Genomic DNA, 14,925 nt, shown 5'->3' with positions numbered 1-14,925 from the left:
CGCAATGTTCCTTTGGCTCGTTGTCTCGTCGCTCCCTGCGAATGGCGCGACCGCCTGCTGGAAGCCCACCTTCACTGACGAGGAGCTTCGGTGGATGCGCGCGCACCCGGTCGTCAATATCGCAGTCGAGGCGAACTGGCATCCGATCGAATACATGCGCAACGGCAACCATGCCGGCCTTGTCGCGGGGTACCTGAACGCAATCTCGAAAATGACCGGGCTGACGTTCGAAACGGTGCCGGGCACGGAATGGGGGCACGCGTACGAGGCGCTTGCATCGGGCAAGGTCGATCTGCTGCCGGGCGTATGGCGCGACCTGGTGCCGGACCGCGTCGGTGCCGGTGCTCTCGTCAGTGCGCCCTACCTGGTCGGCCGGCTGACCGCCGTCACGCGCAACGACTCCGCGATGATCTTCAACCTGAAGCGGCTCGAAGGCCGGCGCGTCGCGATCAAGGGGCAAGGCGCGGTAGAGTATTTCACGCGCAACAGCGGCGTGATGCTCGACGTGCTCACGTTCTACACCGAGGAACTCGCGCTCGCCGCGGTTGCCAACGGTGAGGCGGATGCCGCACTCGGCGTCGACGTCACGATTCTGCCGATCGTGCAGCGGCAGTTCCCCGGGCAGCTTTACATGTCGGGGATGCTTGCCGACCGCCCCGTATCGCTGGCGATGCTCACGCGGGCAGACTTGCCGATCCTTGCATCGATCATCGACAAGTCGCTCGCGGCCATTCCCGTGAGCAAGACGGCGGAGCTTACCCGCGACTGGGTCGAGATGGCCGATTACGGCAAGCCGACGATCCGTTCGATCCTGCATTACCGGGCGCCCCAGGTGGTCGCGATCGCCGCCGCGCTGCTGGCCTTCGCGATGCTCGCATTCCTGTCGTGGAAGTCGCGCGTGGCCGCGATTCGCAGCGAGCGCGACAAGGCGATGTTTCTCGCGTTCGTTAGTCACGAAATCCGCACGCCGATGCATACGATCCTGTCGTCGCTGGAATTGCTGCAGCGCTCGCGGTTGACCGGGCAACAGGCGAATCGCGCGGATGCGGCGATCTCGGCATCGGAAACGCTTCTCACGCTGCTCGACGATATCCTCGAATATTCTCGCCTCGAATCGCGTAAGGTCGGGCTTGCCACGCAGGCAGTCGAGCTCGAGTCGTGGGCGCGGCATACGGTCGACATGGTGCGCTGGCGTGCCGACGACAAGATGCTGGAGCTGGTGCTCGACTCTGCTTGTCCGCCGGCGGTGCGTGTTTCGATCGATCCGGTCCGTGTGCGCCAGATCGTGCTGAACCTGCTCGTCAACGCAATCAAATTCACATCTGCCGGCTCGGTGACACTGCGCGTCGAGTATGTTTCCGGTCGCCAGGGGCAAAATGGCACGCTGATCCTCGCGGTGCGCGATACCGGCATCGGCATTGCACCCGAACGGGTCGAACACATCTTCGACGCATACTGGCAGGGGCCTGCCTCGCATCACCAGGACGTCAACGGCAGCGGGCTTGGCCTCGCGATCTGCCGCGAACTGGTCGCATTGATGCACGGCACGATCACCGTCAAAAGCCTGCCGCACGTCGAAACGACGATGACGGTGCGATTGCCGGTCACGGCGGTGGACGAGCCGTTGCCGGTGCGGCCTGCCGCGTCGACGCCCGTGCTGGTCGACGCACTGTCTGGACACGCTCATCCCGACTCGCCGCGCATCCTGATTGTCGACGATCACGAAACCGTGCAGTTCGCGCTGCAGCAGCAATGCGACGAACTCGGCTGCGTCGGCATCGTCGCCGGTACCGGCGAGGACGCGCTGCGTCAACTGGCGCGCGGCCGTGTCGACCTCGTGCTGCTCGATGGCGATCTGCCGGACGTCGACGGTTATGCGCTTGCGAAGATGATCCGTCAGGACGAGTCGGCACGCGAAGCGAGACATGTTCCGATCATCGGAATTTCCGCGGTTTCCGGCGATGCGCATCGCGAGCGCTGCTTCGACAGCGGCATGGACGGCGTGCTGGGCAAGCCGCTGCGACTCGAAACGTTGCGGCAGCTGATCGCGATGTGGTGCCCGGCGTATGCCGAGATGGAGCAGGCCGCGGCGCGTGCGGACGATGCCGCCGATCTCGACGCGGTCTATGATCGCGAGGTGGCGAAGGACCTCGACGCGCTTGTCAACGGATTGCTGTCGCGCGATTTCGTTGCAGCCGCACGGGCCGCGCACCGGATTGCGGGGGCGTCGCATCTGGCCAAACTCGGCAATATCGCCAATGTCGCGTTGCGTGTCGAAACATGGCTTCGCGAACTCCACGGCGTTCAGCAAGTCGACCCGTTCGCGACGGATCGATAGATCGATAGATCGATAGATCGTGCCCACGTCGTGCACGGGGCGGCTGCCCGGCTGCTCGACGCGCCGGTGCGGCTCGAAAATGCGACGGTGGCGATCGCGGATCTCGCGGCTGCTGAACACGCGCTACACCGCCTTGTCGAGCTTGCTGCGCGCGGCCGCGACGCGCGAACGCCAAGGAACGAAGGCGACCGTCGTCAAGGCGAACAGGATGGCACCGGCCGCCGCGACTTGCCAGTGACGGTAATGGCGTCCGGCGCCATGTCGATCTTCCTTGACATGAAAGCGTGGTATGAACCGGGCCACGATACATTCTCGACATACTCGAAGCGCAGTCCGCTGATTCGCCAAATCGCGTCGGGATAGGACGGCACGACGCCGACGACCTTCCCGCGTTCGCGGAATTCGAGCGGGCGCCAATGCGTGTCGCCATAGGTACGCACCACCGGATGCGCGGCGATCCATGCCTTTGCCTCAAGCGTAATCTGCACAGATGGGATGATCGGTATCAGGCGCTGCAGCGGCGTGAGAAATGCGCGGCGCGAGGTCGTCATCACAAATAGTCTGTTGCGTCGACGCAACGCGGTGCCGACGGGAGCACCGGCATCAACAGGCCTTTCGACGACGGGAGCGCCGCGGGTCGGCGATTCGTTGCGGGTCGCGCCCGCGCCAGCGACATACGCCGTCCTGATCGTGGAGACGGGGCGCGCGGGCCGTTTCCCATGCTGTCACTACCGCGAATGCCGAATCGGATTGCATGGCGTCCACCACGACTGCTCGCACTTCGGCTGTTTAGCCGGCGGGGTTAAAAATTATCCAGAAAGCCGGTAAGCTAATTCGGATCATCCGTTCCGGTTTGCCATGGCAAGAAGGGGCCAACCGTTGATGGCCGTATCGCCAGAAAGAAAAAGGGGTAGCAATGAGACCAGAGCTCCAACCGATCCGCGTCGTGATCCTGGACGACCATGCCGTCGTCCAACACGGGATCGCGAGTTATCTGACGGAGAGGACCGGCATCGAAGTGGTGGCGAGCTTTGCGAGGTCGCGCGAATTGATCAGCTGGCTCGAGTCGAATCGCGCGGACGTCGTGCTGCTCGACTACACGCTGGGCCCGGACGAGATCGACGGCCTCAATCTCGTCAAGCTGGTGAGCACGCGCTTCCCGGATTGCAAGATACTGATGACGTCGAGCAGCGATACGCCCGCGACCGTCAACATGACGATGCGCGCAGGCGCGCTCGGTTTTTTCGGCAAGAGCGAGAATCTTCGCGAACTGGTGCATGCGATCCGTGTGGTCGCGGACGGACGTTCGTATATCAGTGCCGAATTGGCAAGCAGGGTGATGGCGAGTGCAACGCCCGTCCAGAGCGTGACGGCGCCGAAACCGGCCGTCAGCGACGACGCACCGACGGCCGAATCGGAATCGTCCGCCGACCTGCGCCTGAGCCCGCGCGAGCACGAGGTGCTGCGCTGTTATCTGGCGGGCATGTCGGTATCCGATATCGCATTGAAATTTTCCCGCAGCCGCAAGACGATCAGCGCGCAAAAGCAATCGGCGTATCGCAAGCTCGGTATCCGTAGCGATGCCGAATTGTTCGCGTCCCGCAAGCTGCTCGAAAAACAATGAGCGTCGTCTGATTCCGAATCTCGCTCGGCATTTTCTACGCCGACATTGATCTTCGTTCATTTCCGTACGCCGCTGTGCAATGCAGCCTCATGGCAGCGCTTCTCGACTGGCGCTACCATGGCCCGTGTTGCGCTAACCGACGTGCCCGTCCGGGCCGTTGCGCGCACACGCGGCGGCGGCGGCGCGGCCGGCCGCTGCTGCATCGACGAAGCGCGGGGTGCTCACCGATTCGCCACCGCACCCGCGCCGCTTCGCTCCCGGCACCAACAGCAACCTAACCGGAGTGCAATCAGCATGGCTTTCACCAAGACAATCGTCGCAGCCGCCGTTCTCGTATCGAGCATCAACGTGCATGCGCAGATCGCGGGCGCCCAGCCACTCAGCGTCACCGTCGAGCAATCGCAGGCGCTGCTCGAAGGCTGGAGCGTGAAGAAGAGCGTGCTCGGCAAGGCCGTGTACAACGACCAGAACCGGAAAGTCGGCACGGTGCGCGACCTGATCGTCGCGCCTGACGGCTCGGTGTCGGCCGCGATCGTGTCGGCCGGCGGTTTCCTGGGCGTCGCGGCGCACGACGTCGCGGTGCCGATCGCATCGCTCGACGTGCGCAACGGCAACATCTACCTGCCGGGCGCGACGAAGGACGCGCTGAAGGCGACGCCGGCGTTCCAGTACGCGAAGGTGCCGTCGCCGCCGAAGCCGAAGAAGCTCGACGACAAGCACTGATGCAGACGGCCCGGCGCAATGCGCCGGGCACGGCCAATCGCGGCGCGTGGCCGGCCGCGCGTCGGTCGATCACGGCCGCAACCCGAACTTTCGCCCCTCGGCTACGTAATTCTACGTAGCCTCACATACGTAGTTGTGCGCTTGTAAGCCTCCCCCGTCGCGCGGAATACTACGGCCCACCGCCGTGTCTTCCACGAGACGCGGCACGACGCATCGACGTCACGCGGATCCGGCGCCTCGCCGGATCCACTCAAAACCACATTGGAGACCAGGAGACGCCATGAATCGGGCTTCCAGTACCCTGCTCTGGATCGCGGTCGCGCTGCTCGGCGCGTTCGCATTCGGGACGATCGCACTTGCGCACGGCGAACGCGTCAGCGCGCTATGGATCGTGATCGCCGCAGTCTGCGTATATCTGATCGCATATCGCTTCTACAGCCGTTTCATCGCCAGCAAGGTCATGCAGCTCGACGGGCTGCGGATGACGCCGGCCGTCCGGCACAACGACGGCCTCGACTACGTGCCGACCAACAAGTACGTGCTGTTCGGCCATCACTTCGCCGCGATCGCCGGCGCCGGGCCGCTCGTCGGGCCCGTGCTCGCCGCGCAGATGGGCTACACGCCCGGCATGCTGTGGATCCTGGCCGGCGTCGTGTTCGCGGGCGCGGTGCAGGACTTCATCGTGCTGTTCATCTCGACGCGCCGCGACGGCCGCTCGCTCGGCGACCTCGTCAAGATGGAGCTCGGCACGGTGCCCGGCGTGATCGCGTTGTTCGGCGCATTCCTGATCATGGTGATCATCCTCGCGGTGCTCGCGCTGATCGTCGTGAAGGCGCTGACGAATTCGCCGTGGGGCACGTTCACCGTCGCCGCGACGATTCCGATCGCGCTGTTCATGGGCGTCTACACGCGCTACATCCGTCCGGGCCGCATCGGCGAAGTGTCGATCATCGGCTTCGTGCTGCTGATGGCGTCGATCGCGTTCGGCCAGACCGTGCACGATTCGCCCGCGCTCGCCGCATGGTTCACGTTCAGCGGCACGCAGCTGACGTGGATCCTGATCGGCTACGGCTTCGTCGCATCGGTGCTGCCGGTGTGGCTGCTGCTCGCGCCGCGCGACTACCTGTCGACGTTCCTGAAGATCGGCACGATCCTCGGCCTCGCGATCGGCATCCTGGTCGTCGCGCCGGAACTGAAGATGCCCGCGCTGACGAAGTTCGTCGACGGCACGGGCCCGGTGTGGTCGGGCAACCTGTTCCCGTTCCTGTTCATCACGATCGCATGCGGCGCGGTGTCGGGCTTCCACGCGCTGATCTCGTCGGGCACGACGCCGAAGCTGATCGACAACGAAACCAACGCGCGCTTCATCGGTTACGGCGCGATGCTGATGGAATCGTTCGTCGCGATCATGGCGCTGGTCGCCGCGTGCGTGATCGAGCCGGGCATCTACTTCGCGATGAACGCGCCGGCGGCCGTGCTCGGCTCGACGCCTGAGGCCGTCGCGAACACGGTTACGCAATGGGGCTTCGTGCTGACGCCCGACATGCTCACGCAGACCGCGAAGGCCGTCGGCGAAACGACGATCATCGCGCGCGCGGGCGGCGCACCGACGCTGGCCGTCGGCATGGCGCACATCCTGCACCAGGTGATCGGCGGCGAAGCGATGATGGCGTTCTGGTATCACTTCGCGATCCTGTTCGAGGCGCTGTTCATCCTGACGGCCGTCGATGCCGGCACGCGCGCGGGCCGCTTCATGCTGCAGGACCTGCTCGGCACGTTCCACCCCGCGCTCAAGCGCACCGAGTCGCTGCCGGCGAACCTTGTCGCCACCGCGCTGTGCGTGGCCGCGTGGGGTTATTTCCTGTATCAGGGTGTGGTGGATCCGCTCGGCGGCATCAACACGCTTTGGCCGCTGTTCGGCATCTCGAACCAGATGCTCGCCGCGATCGCGCTGGTGCTCGGCACCGTCGTGCTGTTCAAGATGAAGCGCGAGCGCTACGCATGGGTGACGATCGTGCCGACCGCATGGCTGCTGATCTGCACGCTGACCGCCGGCTGGCAGAAGATCTTCGATTCGAATCCGAAGGTCAGCTTCCTCGCGCACGCGGCGAAGCTGCAGGCCGCGGTGGACGAAGGCAAGGTGCTCGCCCCGGCGAAGTCGATCGCGCAGATGCAGCGGATCATCTTCAACGACTACATCGATGCGGCGCTGGCCGGCCTGTTCATCTTCGTCGTCGTGGCGATCGCGGGGTACGGCCTGCTCGCCGTGCTGCGCGCGCGTCGCGAGTCGAAGCCCACCGTGCGCGAGACGCCGTACGAAGCGATGCCGGCTGCGCAGGCGCTCGGCAGCGGACGATAACGGGAGGCCGCGATGTTCACCGATCTCGGCAGCGACCTGCGCAGTGCGGGGCGTTACCTCGGGCAGGCGTTGCGGCTGATGGTCGGCCTGCCCGACTACGACACCTATGTCGCGCACATGCGCGAAACCCATCCGGACCGCGAGCCGATGACGTACGAGGAATTCTTCCGCGAGCGTCAGAATGCGCGGTACGGGTCGGGGGCAGGGAAGTGTTGCTGAACCGGGCCGGCGCAGCCGGCCGGTGAGGCGGTCCGGTGACGGACGGGGAAGCGCCGCGAAGACATTCGCGGCGCTTTTTCTTTGTCGGGCCCGTGTGGTGCGTGCGAGGCGCCCGTCACGGCGGCGTTTGACTTCGTTCAGCGCGGCAACGTCCGGGCGTCGGTATCATATGAGGCATCCTTTTCCCGAAGAATCCGCGCAGGAGAACCCGTCGTGCATGTCGGTGAGCGTTTCAACAGCATTTCCCATCTCGTCGGCGCGGTGCTGTCGGTGGCAGGGCTGGTCGCGCTGGTGACGATGGGCGCGCTCGATCGCGATCCCTACAAGATCGTGAGCTTCAGCGTGTACGGTGCGATGCTGATCCTGCTCTACGGGATCTCGACGGCGTATCACAGCGTGCGCAACCCGCGCCTGAAGGCGATCCTGCAGAAGTGCGACCATTCGGCCATCTATCTGCTGATCGCAGGCAGCTACACGCCGTTTACGCTCGTCACGCTGCGCGGCCCGTGGGGCTGGTCGCTGTTCGGCGTGAGCTGGGGGCTCGCCGCATTCGGGATCGCGCAGGAACTCACGCTCGGTCGGCGCACGCGCATCGTGTCGATGGTGCTGTACGTGCTGATGGGCTGGCTCGCGCTCGTCGCGATCCGCCCGCTGATACATGCGCTGCCGCCGGTGGGTGCCGCATGGCTCGTGGCCGGCGGCGTGATCTACAGCGCGGGGATCTACTTCTTCATCAACGACGAGCGCATCCGCCACGGGCACGGTATCTGGCATCTTTTCGTGCTGGCCGGCAGCCTGTGCCAGTTCGTCAGTGTCGCGATGTATGTCGCGTGAGCGTGCACGCGGGCGGCACGGCGCGCGTCATGCATGCCCGGCCGCCTGTGCTGCTTCGCGCAGCGCCATGAACCCGACCCACCCCCAGTAGACGCGGTGATGCGCGATCAGCCCGTCGCGCAGATCCATCACCTCGACGAGATCGACCTGATCGCCTTCCGGCGTTTCGCGCGGATATTCCCACGTGAGTTGCCGGCCGTTCGAGAAGAACTGCCCGGTTCGATACCAGCGTCCGAGCTTGTTTCCCGGATTGCGCAGGCCCGCCGCGAAGAACGCACCGATTGCGGCCTTGCCGTGCAGCATGCCCGAGCCGTGATCGGGCAGCATCGCGACGATCAGCGGCGTTTCGAGTATCGCGTCGTTCGCGTACAGCGACATCAGTGCGTCGAGGTCGCGCGCGATGACGGCGGCGTGCCAGTCTCGATGGATGCGTTGTGCGTCGGTGTCGGCTCGTGTCATGGCGGGTTCCGGCAAACGTGGGTAACGGAACCACTGTATCGACGCCGCGCCGCCGGACGTTTCAGCTTGGGCCGAAACGTGGATGCCGCGTATGTCGAGCGCGACTGCGTGCGGCTCGTCAGCCCGCGAGCGCGCCGAGATTCAGGTCATGCGACTTGCCGATCCACACCGCGCTGTCGCGATGGTCGCGCAGATCGTCGCCAGTATTCGGATGCAGGAAGATGTCGAGCGCGCCGTGATTCAGCACGAGCCACGGCACGATGGTGTCGAAGCGCGTGGCGTCGAACGCGATCTGGTACGACCAGGCCGGATGCGGGCCGACGAGGCGCTCGTGAAAGCGGCCGAGCTCGATCATCGCGCCGAATCGTTCCTCGACGACGAGGCGGAACGCCCAGGCTGCGTCGCGGCTCGCGGCGTCGAAGTAGACGTGTGCGTGCCAATTGTCGATGGCGGAGGTGTCGATGGCAGCCATGGCGGAACTCGAGAGAAGAATGGGGAACGGATAAGCGCCGTGACTGACGGCGCGATGCGCAATTATCGCGCGTCCGTGTCGCACACGTCTTCTCGCGGAGCGGTCAATCGGCACGGAGGTTTTGTCGTATGTCAGGGAAACGAGCGCATTTGTCGAATCGTTTCCCGCCTGTGCCCGCGCGTGCGGCGTCGCGCCGAAAGCCGCACCGGGTAGGGCTTTGGCCGAAATCGCATCGGCAATACGTCATTTCAAAAACTGCAAAAGCGATTCACACGGCACGTCGATTGGTCTGCAAAAACGCGATCAGGTAGTTGAATGAAATAAAGAAATTCCGGTCAGGCGGCATTGGCGAATCGCGTGGATCGCAACCCGTCCGTCGATGCCGAAAATATCAATTGCGGAATCGGCTATTCAGGCGCGTGGCCACGCGACATACGATGATTGCACCGCATCGACGACGATCGATGCGGAAACAACCATCTGGAGGCCATGATGCGATCCGTTGTTTCCCTTGCTGTCCTGTCCGGCGCGCTTGCCGTGCTGCCCGCCGCGAGCTTCGCGCAGTCCGTCGATACCGAGTGGCAGTCGAACGTCGCGCCGTTGACCTGGTCGGCGGCGCGAGCCCAAACCGATGTGCAACTGACGCAGATGACGCGCGCCGGCTATCGTGCGACGACGGCCGGCAACCAGGACTATCCGCTCGCGATGCAGCGTGCGCTCGAACGCGTGAGGTACCCGGTGCCCGACCGCTCGCGCGAGGAGAAGGCCGCGATGGAAGCGCGCGCGGCCAGCGCAGCGCAGAGCGGCCATCCGGTGAAGGCGTTCTTCGTGAAGACCGCGTACTACCTGAAGGGCGAGAACACGTTCTGATGCGGGAGCAGAGCATGGCATGCCTTGACCGATTCCCCGATGTGTTGCGCGCATCTGCGTTCCGCCGGCTGCCCCGGGCGTGCGCGACGCGGCGGTGGGGCAATGTGTACGGCGCCGCGCGGCGCCGCGCGAACGGCCATCGCGACGCGAGCCGCGGCGCCGGCGCGTGCCGAACCGCGTGGCCGGCATTCGACGTGGACGACGTCGCGGCAGGCGAGGGCGGATCATGAAGGCCGCCCGAAAAGGCCGTCGCCACCCGCCGTTGACGCGCGAGTGGCTGCTGCCGCTGCCGCCCGCGCATGTGCGCGACATCTCGCTGAAATGCCACATGGCGCTCGTCGCGCTGCGCGGCGAGTACGGCAGCGAAACGTTACTGATGCGGCTGCGCACGAGCGTCTATCTGGTGTTCCTCGCGCTTGACGACGCGGTATCCCCCGATGCGAGCATCGACCTGTGCGTCGACGCGGAGCGCGCGCTCGACGCGAGTATGGCGCGCGCCGCGCAAAGCGGCGCATGGACGCTGCACGACGACGAGTGCGCGATACGCGAGCGTGTGCTCGCGGCGAACGACGCGTGCGTCGCGACGCTCACGCGGCATAGGCTCGCCGAGCTGTGGCGCGACGTGTGCGCGGTCGCGTCCAGCGAGCAGCCGGGGTTGGTCGCGCAGGCGGCGGCCCGGATGCGGGAACCAGTCATTCTGCATTGAGCGGTGGCAACGCGACCGGCACTGCGGCCGCGTTTCATGCGCGTTCCGTGCCCTCGGGCTGACGCTCGACGCCCAGTGTCACGACAGGAGCCGAACGGGTTCGGTCGATGACGATCCATCCTCGCGTTCGCGGCGATCATGTGTGTCGCCGCGAATGCATTCGTTTCAGTCAGGAGGCGCGATGGCGCTTTACAGGATCGGTGGCTACTTCACGTGCGGAAGCGGCCGCGCATTCAACGAGAACCTGCCGCCGGGCAGCGAGACGCCGGTCGCGGGCATCTATCGATGCACCGTATGCGGCGACGAGATCGGCATCGCGAAGTCGCAGGCACTGCCGTCCGACGACGCGCATCGTCACGATTTCGATCCGCCGTCCGACCCGCTGCTCGATCGCGGGCCGACCGCATGGCAACTGATCGCGGCGGCGGAGTCGAGACACTAGCGTGCGGGCATTCGCATGCTCATGCGTGCGCGAATGCACGCGGCCTTACGACGACGCCCACCAAAACAAAAGCGCCACGGAGCGAACTCCGTGGCGCTTCTTCGATGCGGGCCGAAGCGGAGGCGCGAACCTCCACGTGGCGATACGCGCTTAAGCCGCCGTTGCCGGCTTCGCCGGCTTCTGCAGCTTGCCCTTGCCGGCGCGCTGGATTTCCTCGAGCTTGATCTCGACGTGGCGCGAGAACACGTACTCGGCCGGGCGCTGCTTCGCGATCGAGATGTCCGGCGCGAATGCGCCTTCCGTCTTGATACCCTTCCGGCTCACGGCAAACGCCTTCAGCGGATGCGCGATCGTGTCCATCACGGCGGTGGCTTCGAAGCCGCAGTGGACCATGCAGTCCGCGCACTTCTCGTAGTTGCCGACGCCGTAGTTGTCCCAGTTCGTGTCTTCCATCAGTTCCTTGAAGGTCTTCACGTAACCTTCGCCGACCAGATAGCACGGCTTCTGCCAGCCGAACACGGTACGCGCCGGGTTGCCCCACGGCGTGCACTTGTACGTCTGGTTGCCGGCCAGGAAGTCGAGGAACAGCGACGACTGGCTGAACGACCAGCGCTTGCCGCCTTCGCCACGCTTCAGGATCTCGCGGAACAGGTTCTTCGTCTTGTCGCGGTTCAGGAAGTGCTGCTGATCCGGCGCGCGCTCGTACGCATAGCCCGGCGACACGGTGATGCCGTCGACGCCGATCGGCCCCAGCGTGTCGAAGAACTTCGCGACGCGCTCGGGGATTGCATCGTTGAACAGCGTGCAGTTGATGTTCACGCGGAAGCCGCGGCGCTTCGCTTCCTTGATGGCCGCGACCGCCTTGTCGTATACGCCTTCCTGCGACACGGAATGGTCGTGCATGTCCTTGTCGCCGTCGAGGTGGACCGACCAGACGAAGTACGGATTCGGCTGGTAGTCGTCCATCTTCTTTTCCATCAGGAGCGCGTTCGTGCACAGGTACACGAACTTCTTGCGCTTCATGATGCCCTTGACGATCTCCGGCATCTCCTTGTGGAGCAGCGGCTCGCCGCCGGCGATCGACACGATGGGCGCGCCGCACTCGTCGACGGCTTCCAGGCATTCCTCGACGGACAGGCGCTGGTTCAGGATCGGGTCCGGATAGTCGATCTTGCCGCAGCCGTTACAGGCGAGGTTGCAGCGGAACAGCGGCTCGAGCATCAGCGCGAGCGGATAGCGTTTGTTGCCGGACAGGTGTTGGCGCATGATGTATGCGCCGACGCGGACTTGCTGGAGCAGCGGAATAGACAAGAGTTGTCCTCCTTAAACTTCGCGGGCGACAGCTTGCGTAAGCTTCGCCGGCAACTTGAATTCGACTTTTTCCTCACGGCCCGCCATCGTCGTGACATCGACGGGCCCCAGCGCGCGCAGCGCGCCGATCACATCCTCAACCATTTCCTCGGGTGCCGACGCGCCGGCGGTCAGGCCGACCGTCTGCGCGCCCGCGAACCATTCGGGCTTCACTTCCGAGCCGTCGGCGACGAGATAGCTCGGCACACCGCTTTCGGTGCCGATCTCGCGCAGGCGGTTCGAGTTCGAGCTGTTCGTCGCACCGACGACCAGCAGCACGTCGACCTGGCTGCTCAGTTCGCGCACGGCAGCCTGGCGGTTCTGCGTCGCGTAGCAGATGTCGCGCGTGTCCGGGCCGACGATGTCGGTGAACCGGCGCTGCAGCGCTTCGATGATGCCGCGCGTGTCGTCGACCGACAGCGTCGTCTGCGTGACGTACGCGACCGGCGTGTCGACCGGCAGCGTCAGCGTATCGACTTCTGCCTCGCTCTGCACGAGGATCACCTCGGCCGGAATCTGGCCGATCGTGCCCTCGACTTCCGGATGGCCCGCATGGCCGATCAGAATCAGCCGGCGGCCCGCCGCGACGTACTGGCGGCCCTGCACGTGCACTTTCGTGACGAGCGGGCAGGTGGCGTCCAGCACGTCGAGCCCGCGCGTTTCGGCGTCGCGTTCGACCGTCTGTGCGACACCGTGCGCGCTGAAGATCGCCACGGCGCCGTGTGGCACCTCGTCGAGCTCCTCAACGAATCGTGCCCCTTTATTACGCAGATTTTCGACGACATGCCGGTTATGCACGATCTCATGACGCACATAGACCGGCGCGCCGTGCTGTTGCAGCGCGCGATCGACGATCTCGATCGCACGGACAACCCCCGCACAGAAGCCGCGGGGCTGGGCAAGGATGACTCGCATAAGTGAGCGAACTCCGACGACAGACGCCGGGGTTCGAGGAGCTGGCACTGCTCGCTCGCCCCGGCTTGATGTTATGAAGGCAGGAAACGAACCGGCCAGGCCAGGCCCCGGAACCCCGAATTAATCGCGCATTTTAACCCTATCGCGCCGTCCTTGCTCTGGTGCCGTATCGGCCGTGTTGCATCTGCCGCAGAGCCGCGTCGGCGCTCGCGCGCGCGGAACCCGGTAAACTGCGCGGTTTCGCGGGCAACCTGTCCGGCTGCCCGGCGTCGCGCTCATTTCAAGGCCATTCGATGACCGTCGATTCTTACGCGTATTGCCCTGCCGCCGATGCGGTCATGGGTGTTTTTAATCCGACCCTGATTGTGGCCGGACGATCCGGCGCCGCTCACGCCGGCATCCGGCAGGAGGCGTGCCGATGATGCTGGCGATTACCTTCCTGGTATCCGGCCTGTCGCTGCTGATCTGGATCGTGCTGCTCGTCGCGCGCGGCGGCTTCTGGCGCGCGCGCCCCGCGCGGGCGCTGCCGCCCGAGGCACGCGGCGCCGCGGCCGAGGCCGGCTGGCCGGCCGTGGTCGCGGTCGTGCCGGCGCGCAACGAGGTCGACGTGATCGCCCGCGCGGCGACGTCGCTGCTCGAGCAGGATTATGCGGGCGACTTTCATCTGATCATCGTCGACGACCACAGCGACGACGGCACCGCCGATGCGGCCCGCGCCGCCGCGCTCGCGATCAACCGCGCCGACCGCCTGACGGTCCTGGCGGCGAAGCCGCTGCCGGCCGGTTGGTCGGGCAAGGTGTGGGCGCAGTCGCAGGGCATCGCCGCGGTGCGCACGCTCGGGCTGCCGGCCGACTATCTGCTGCTGACCGATGCCGACATCGGCCATCCGCCGGACGCCGTCGCCCAGCTCGTCACGCGCGCACAGGCCGAACAACGCGATCTGGTGTCGCTGATGGTGCGGCTGCGATGCGATTCGTTCTGGGAAAAGGCGCTGATCCCGGCGTTCGTATTTTTCTTCGCGAAGCTCTATCCGTTCTCGTGGATCAACAATCCGCGCAACCGGACGGCCGGCGCCGCGGGCGGCTGCATGCTGGTCAAGCGAAGCGCGCTCGAGGAGGCGGGCGGCATCGAATCGATCCGCGGCGCGCTGATCGACGACTGCAGTCTCGCCGCGCAGATCAAGCATCGCGGCAGCGGGCGGCATCCGATCCGGCTCGATCTGGCCGACCGCAGCGTGTCGCTGCGTCCGTACGACAGCTGGCGCGACATCTGGAACATGATCGCGCGCACCGCGTTCACGCAGCTCCACTATTCGCCGCTGCTGCTCGCCGGCACGCTGCTCGGAATGGCGATCATCTACCTCGTGCCGCCCGTGGCCGCGCTCGCGTATGGCGCGCGCGCGTGGCCGGCGTGGCTCGCGTGGGCGTCGATGTGCACCGCATATGCGCCGATGCTGCGCTACTACCGCCGCTCGCCGCTGTGGGCGCCGGCGCTGCCGCTCGTCGCGCTGTTCTACGTCGGTGCGACGTTCGCGTCCGCGTGGCGCTACTGGCGCGGCAAGGGCGGCCAGTGGAAGGCGCGCGTGCAGGCGCCGGTGGAGCGCTGACGGACGCC

15 protein-coding genes are annotated in these 14,925 nt (G+C 65.5%); 10 read left to right on the top strand and 5 right to left on the bottom strand.

Going from position 1 to position 14,925, the window contains the following annotated elements:
- The first annotated feature begins 94 nt into the window (after window positions 1–94).
- Entirely contained in the window at window positions 95–2,338 is a 2,244-nt protein-coding gene (locus ACV22W_RS14290; RefSeq protein WP_448019993.1) for an ATP-binding protein, read from the top strand.
- A gap of 194 nt (window positions 2,339–2,532) precedes the next feature.
- On the opposite strand, the gene ACV22W_RS14285 is transcribed toward ACV22W_RS14290, so the two are convergent.
- On the bottom strand, window positions 2,533–2,889 hold the full coding sequence (locus ACV22W_RS14285; RefSeq protein ID WP_448019991.1) for a transporter substrate-binding domain-containing protein: 357 nt from the start codon (window positions 2,887–2,889) through the stop codon (window positions 2,533–2,535).
- Between the two features lie 365 nt (window positions 2,890–3,254).
- Here ACV22W_RS14285 and ACV22W_RS14280 point away from each other — a divergent pair, with 365 nt between their 5' ends.
- The 5 genes from ACV22W_RS14280 (at window position 3,255) to trhA (ending at window position 8,097) form a co-directional block, all read left to right on the top strand.
- The gene (locus ACV22W_RS14280; RefSeq protein ID WP_448019990.1) at window positions 3,255–3,962 is read left to right on the top strand and encodes a response regulator; all 708 of its coding nucleotides are present in this window, start codon (window positions 3,255–3,257) and stop codon (window positions 3,960–3,962) included.
- A gap of 294 nt (window positions 3,963–4,256) precedes the next feature.
- The gene (locus ACV22W_RS14275; protein ID WP_448019988.1) at window positions 4,257–4,685 is read left to right on the top strand and encodes a PRC-barrel domain-containing protein; all 429 of its coding nucleotides are present in this window, start codon (window positions 4,257–4,259) and stop codon (window positions 4,683–4,685) included.
- Window positions 4,686–4,965: 280 nt separating this feature from the next.
- On the top strand, window positions 4,966–7,044 hold the full coding sequence (locus ACV22W_RS14270; RefSeq protein ID WP_059815227.1) for a carbon starvation CstA family protein: 2,079 nt from the start codon (window positions 4,966–4,968) through the stop codon (window positions 7,042–7,044).
- 12 nt (window positions 7,045–7,056) lie between these two features.
- The gene (locus ACV22W_RS14265; RefSeq protein ID WP_027781714.1) at window positions 7,057–7,263 is read left to right on the top strand and encodes a YbdD/YjiX family protein; all 207 of its coding nucleotides are present in this window, start codon (window positions 7,057–7,059) and stop codon (window positions 7,261–7,263) included.
- A gap of 213 nt (window positions 7,264–7,476) precedes the next feature.
- The gene (gene trhA / locus ACV22W_RS14260) at window positions 7,477–8,097 is read left to right on the top strand and encodes a PAQR family membrane homeostasis protein TrhA (RefSeq protein WP_059448906.1); all 621 of its coding nucleotides are present in this window, start codon (window positions 7,477–7,479) and stop codon (window positions 8,095–8,097) included.
- A 27-nt stretch (window positions 8,098–8,124) separates the two neighbouring features.
- On the opposite strand, the gene ACV22W_RS14255 is transcribed toward trhA, so the two are convergent.
- Window positions 8,125–8,556 (bottom strand): nuclear transport factor 2 family protein, encoded by a 432-nt coding sequence (locus tag ACV22W_RS14255; protein ID WP_448019985.1) that lies wholly within the window; start codon window positions 8,554–8,556, stop codon window positions 8,125–8,127.
- A 118-nt stretch (window positions 8,557–8,674) separates the two neighbouring features.
- Complete coding sequence (locus ACV22W_RS14250) at window positions 8,675–9,028, bottom strand: DOPA 4,5-dioxygenase family protein (protein ID WP_448019984.1); 354 nt, start codon at window positions 9,026–9,028, stop codon at window positions 8,675–8,677.
- 492 nt (window positions 9,029–9,520) lie between these two features.
- On the opposite strand from ACV22W_RS14250, the gene ACV22W_RS14245 reads away from it, so the two are divergent.
- From ACV22W_RS14245 to ACV22W_RS14235, 3 genes are all read left to right on the top strand, one after another.
- Window positions 9,521–9,898 (top strand): hypothetical protein, encoded by a 378-nt coding sequence (locus ACV22W_RS14245; RefSeq protein WP_448020060.1) that lies wholly within the window; start codon window positions 9,521–9,523, stop codon window positions 9,896–9,898.
- 226 nt (window positions 9,899–10,124) lie between these two features.
- Window positions 10,125–10,604, top strand: a complete 480-nt coding sequence (locus ACV22W_RS14240) for a hypothetical protein (protein ID WP_448019982.1) — start codon at window positions 10,125–10,127, stop codon at window positions 10,602–10,604.
- Window positions 10,605–10,785: 181 nt separating this feature from the next.
- Window positions 10,786–11,046 carry a hypothetical protein gene (locus tag ACV22W_RS14235; protein WP_059815212.1) on the top strand — a complete coding sequence of 87 codons (261 nt, stop codon included), beginning with the start codon at window positions 10,786–10,788 and terminating at the stop codon, window positions 11,044–11,046.
- Window positions 11,047–11,196: 150 nt separating this feature from the next.
- Here the strand turns inward: ACV22W_RS14235 and hpnH are convergent, their stop codons facing one another.
- Both hpnH and ispH read right to left on the bottom strand, forming a co-directional pair.
- Window positions 11,197–12,357, bottom strand: coding sequence for an adenosyl-hopene transferase HpnH (hpnH, locus tag ACV22W_RS14230; RefSeq protein ID WP_059528840.1), 1,161 nt, complete (start codon window positions 12,355–12,357; stop codon window positions 11,197–11,199).
- Window positions 12,358–12,369: 12 nt separating this feature from the next.
- Window positions 12,370–13,311 (bottom strand): 4-hydroxy-3-methylbut-2-enyl diphosphate reductase, encoded by a 942-nt coding sequence (gene ispH / locus ACV22W_RS14225; RefSeq protein WP_448019980.1) that lies wholly within the window; start codon window positions 13,309–13,311, stop codon window positions 12,370–12,372.
- A 418-nt stretch (window positions 13,312–13,729) separates the two neighbouring features.
- On the opposite strand from ispH, the gene ACV22W_RS14220 reads away from it, so the two are divergent.
- The gene (locus ACV22W_RS14220) at window positions 13,730–14,917 is read left to right on the top strand and encodes a glycosyltransferase (protein ID WP_448019978.1); all 1,188 of its coding nucleotides are present in this window, start codon (window positions 13,730–13,732) and stop codon (window positions 14,915–14,917) included.
- The last annotated feature ends 8 nt before the right edge of the window (window positions 14,918–14,925 follow it).

The sequence above is a fragment of the Burkholderia sp. AW49-1 genome (assembly GCF_053427845.1).
Note: the sequence above shows the minus strand (reverse complement) of the source record. Positions and strands in the feature narration are given on the sequence as shown.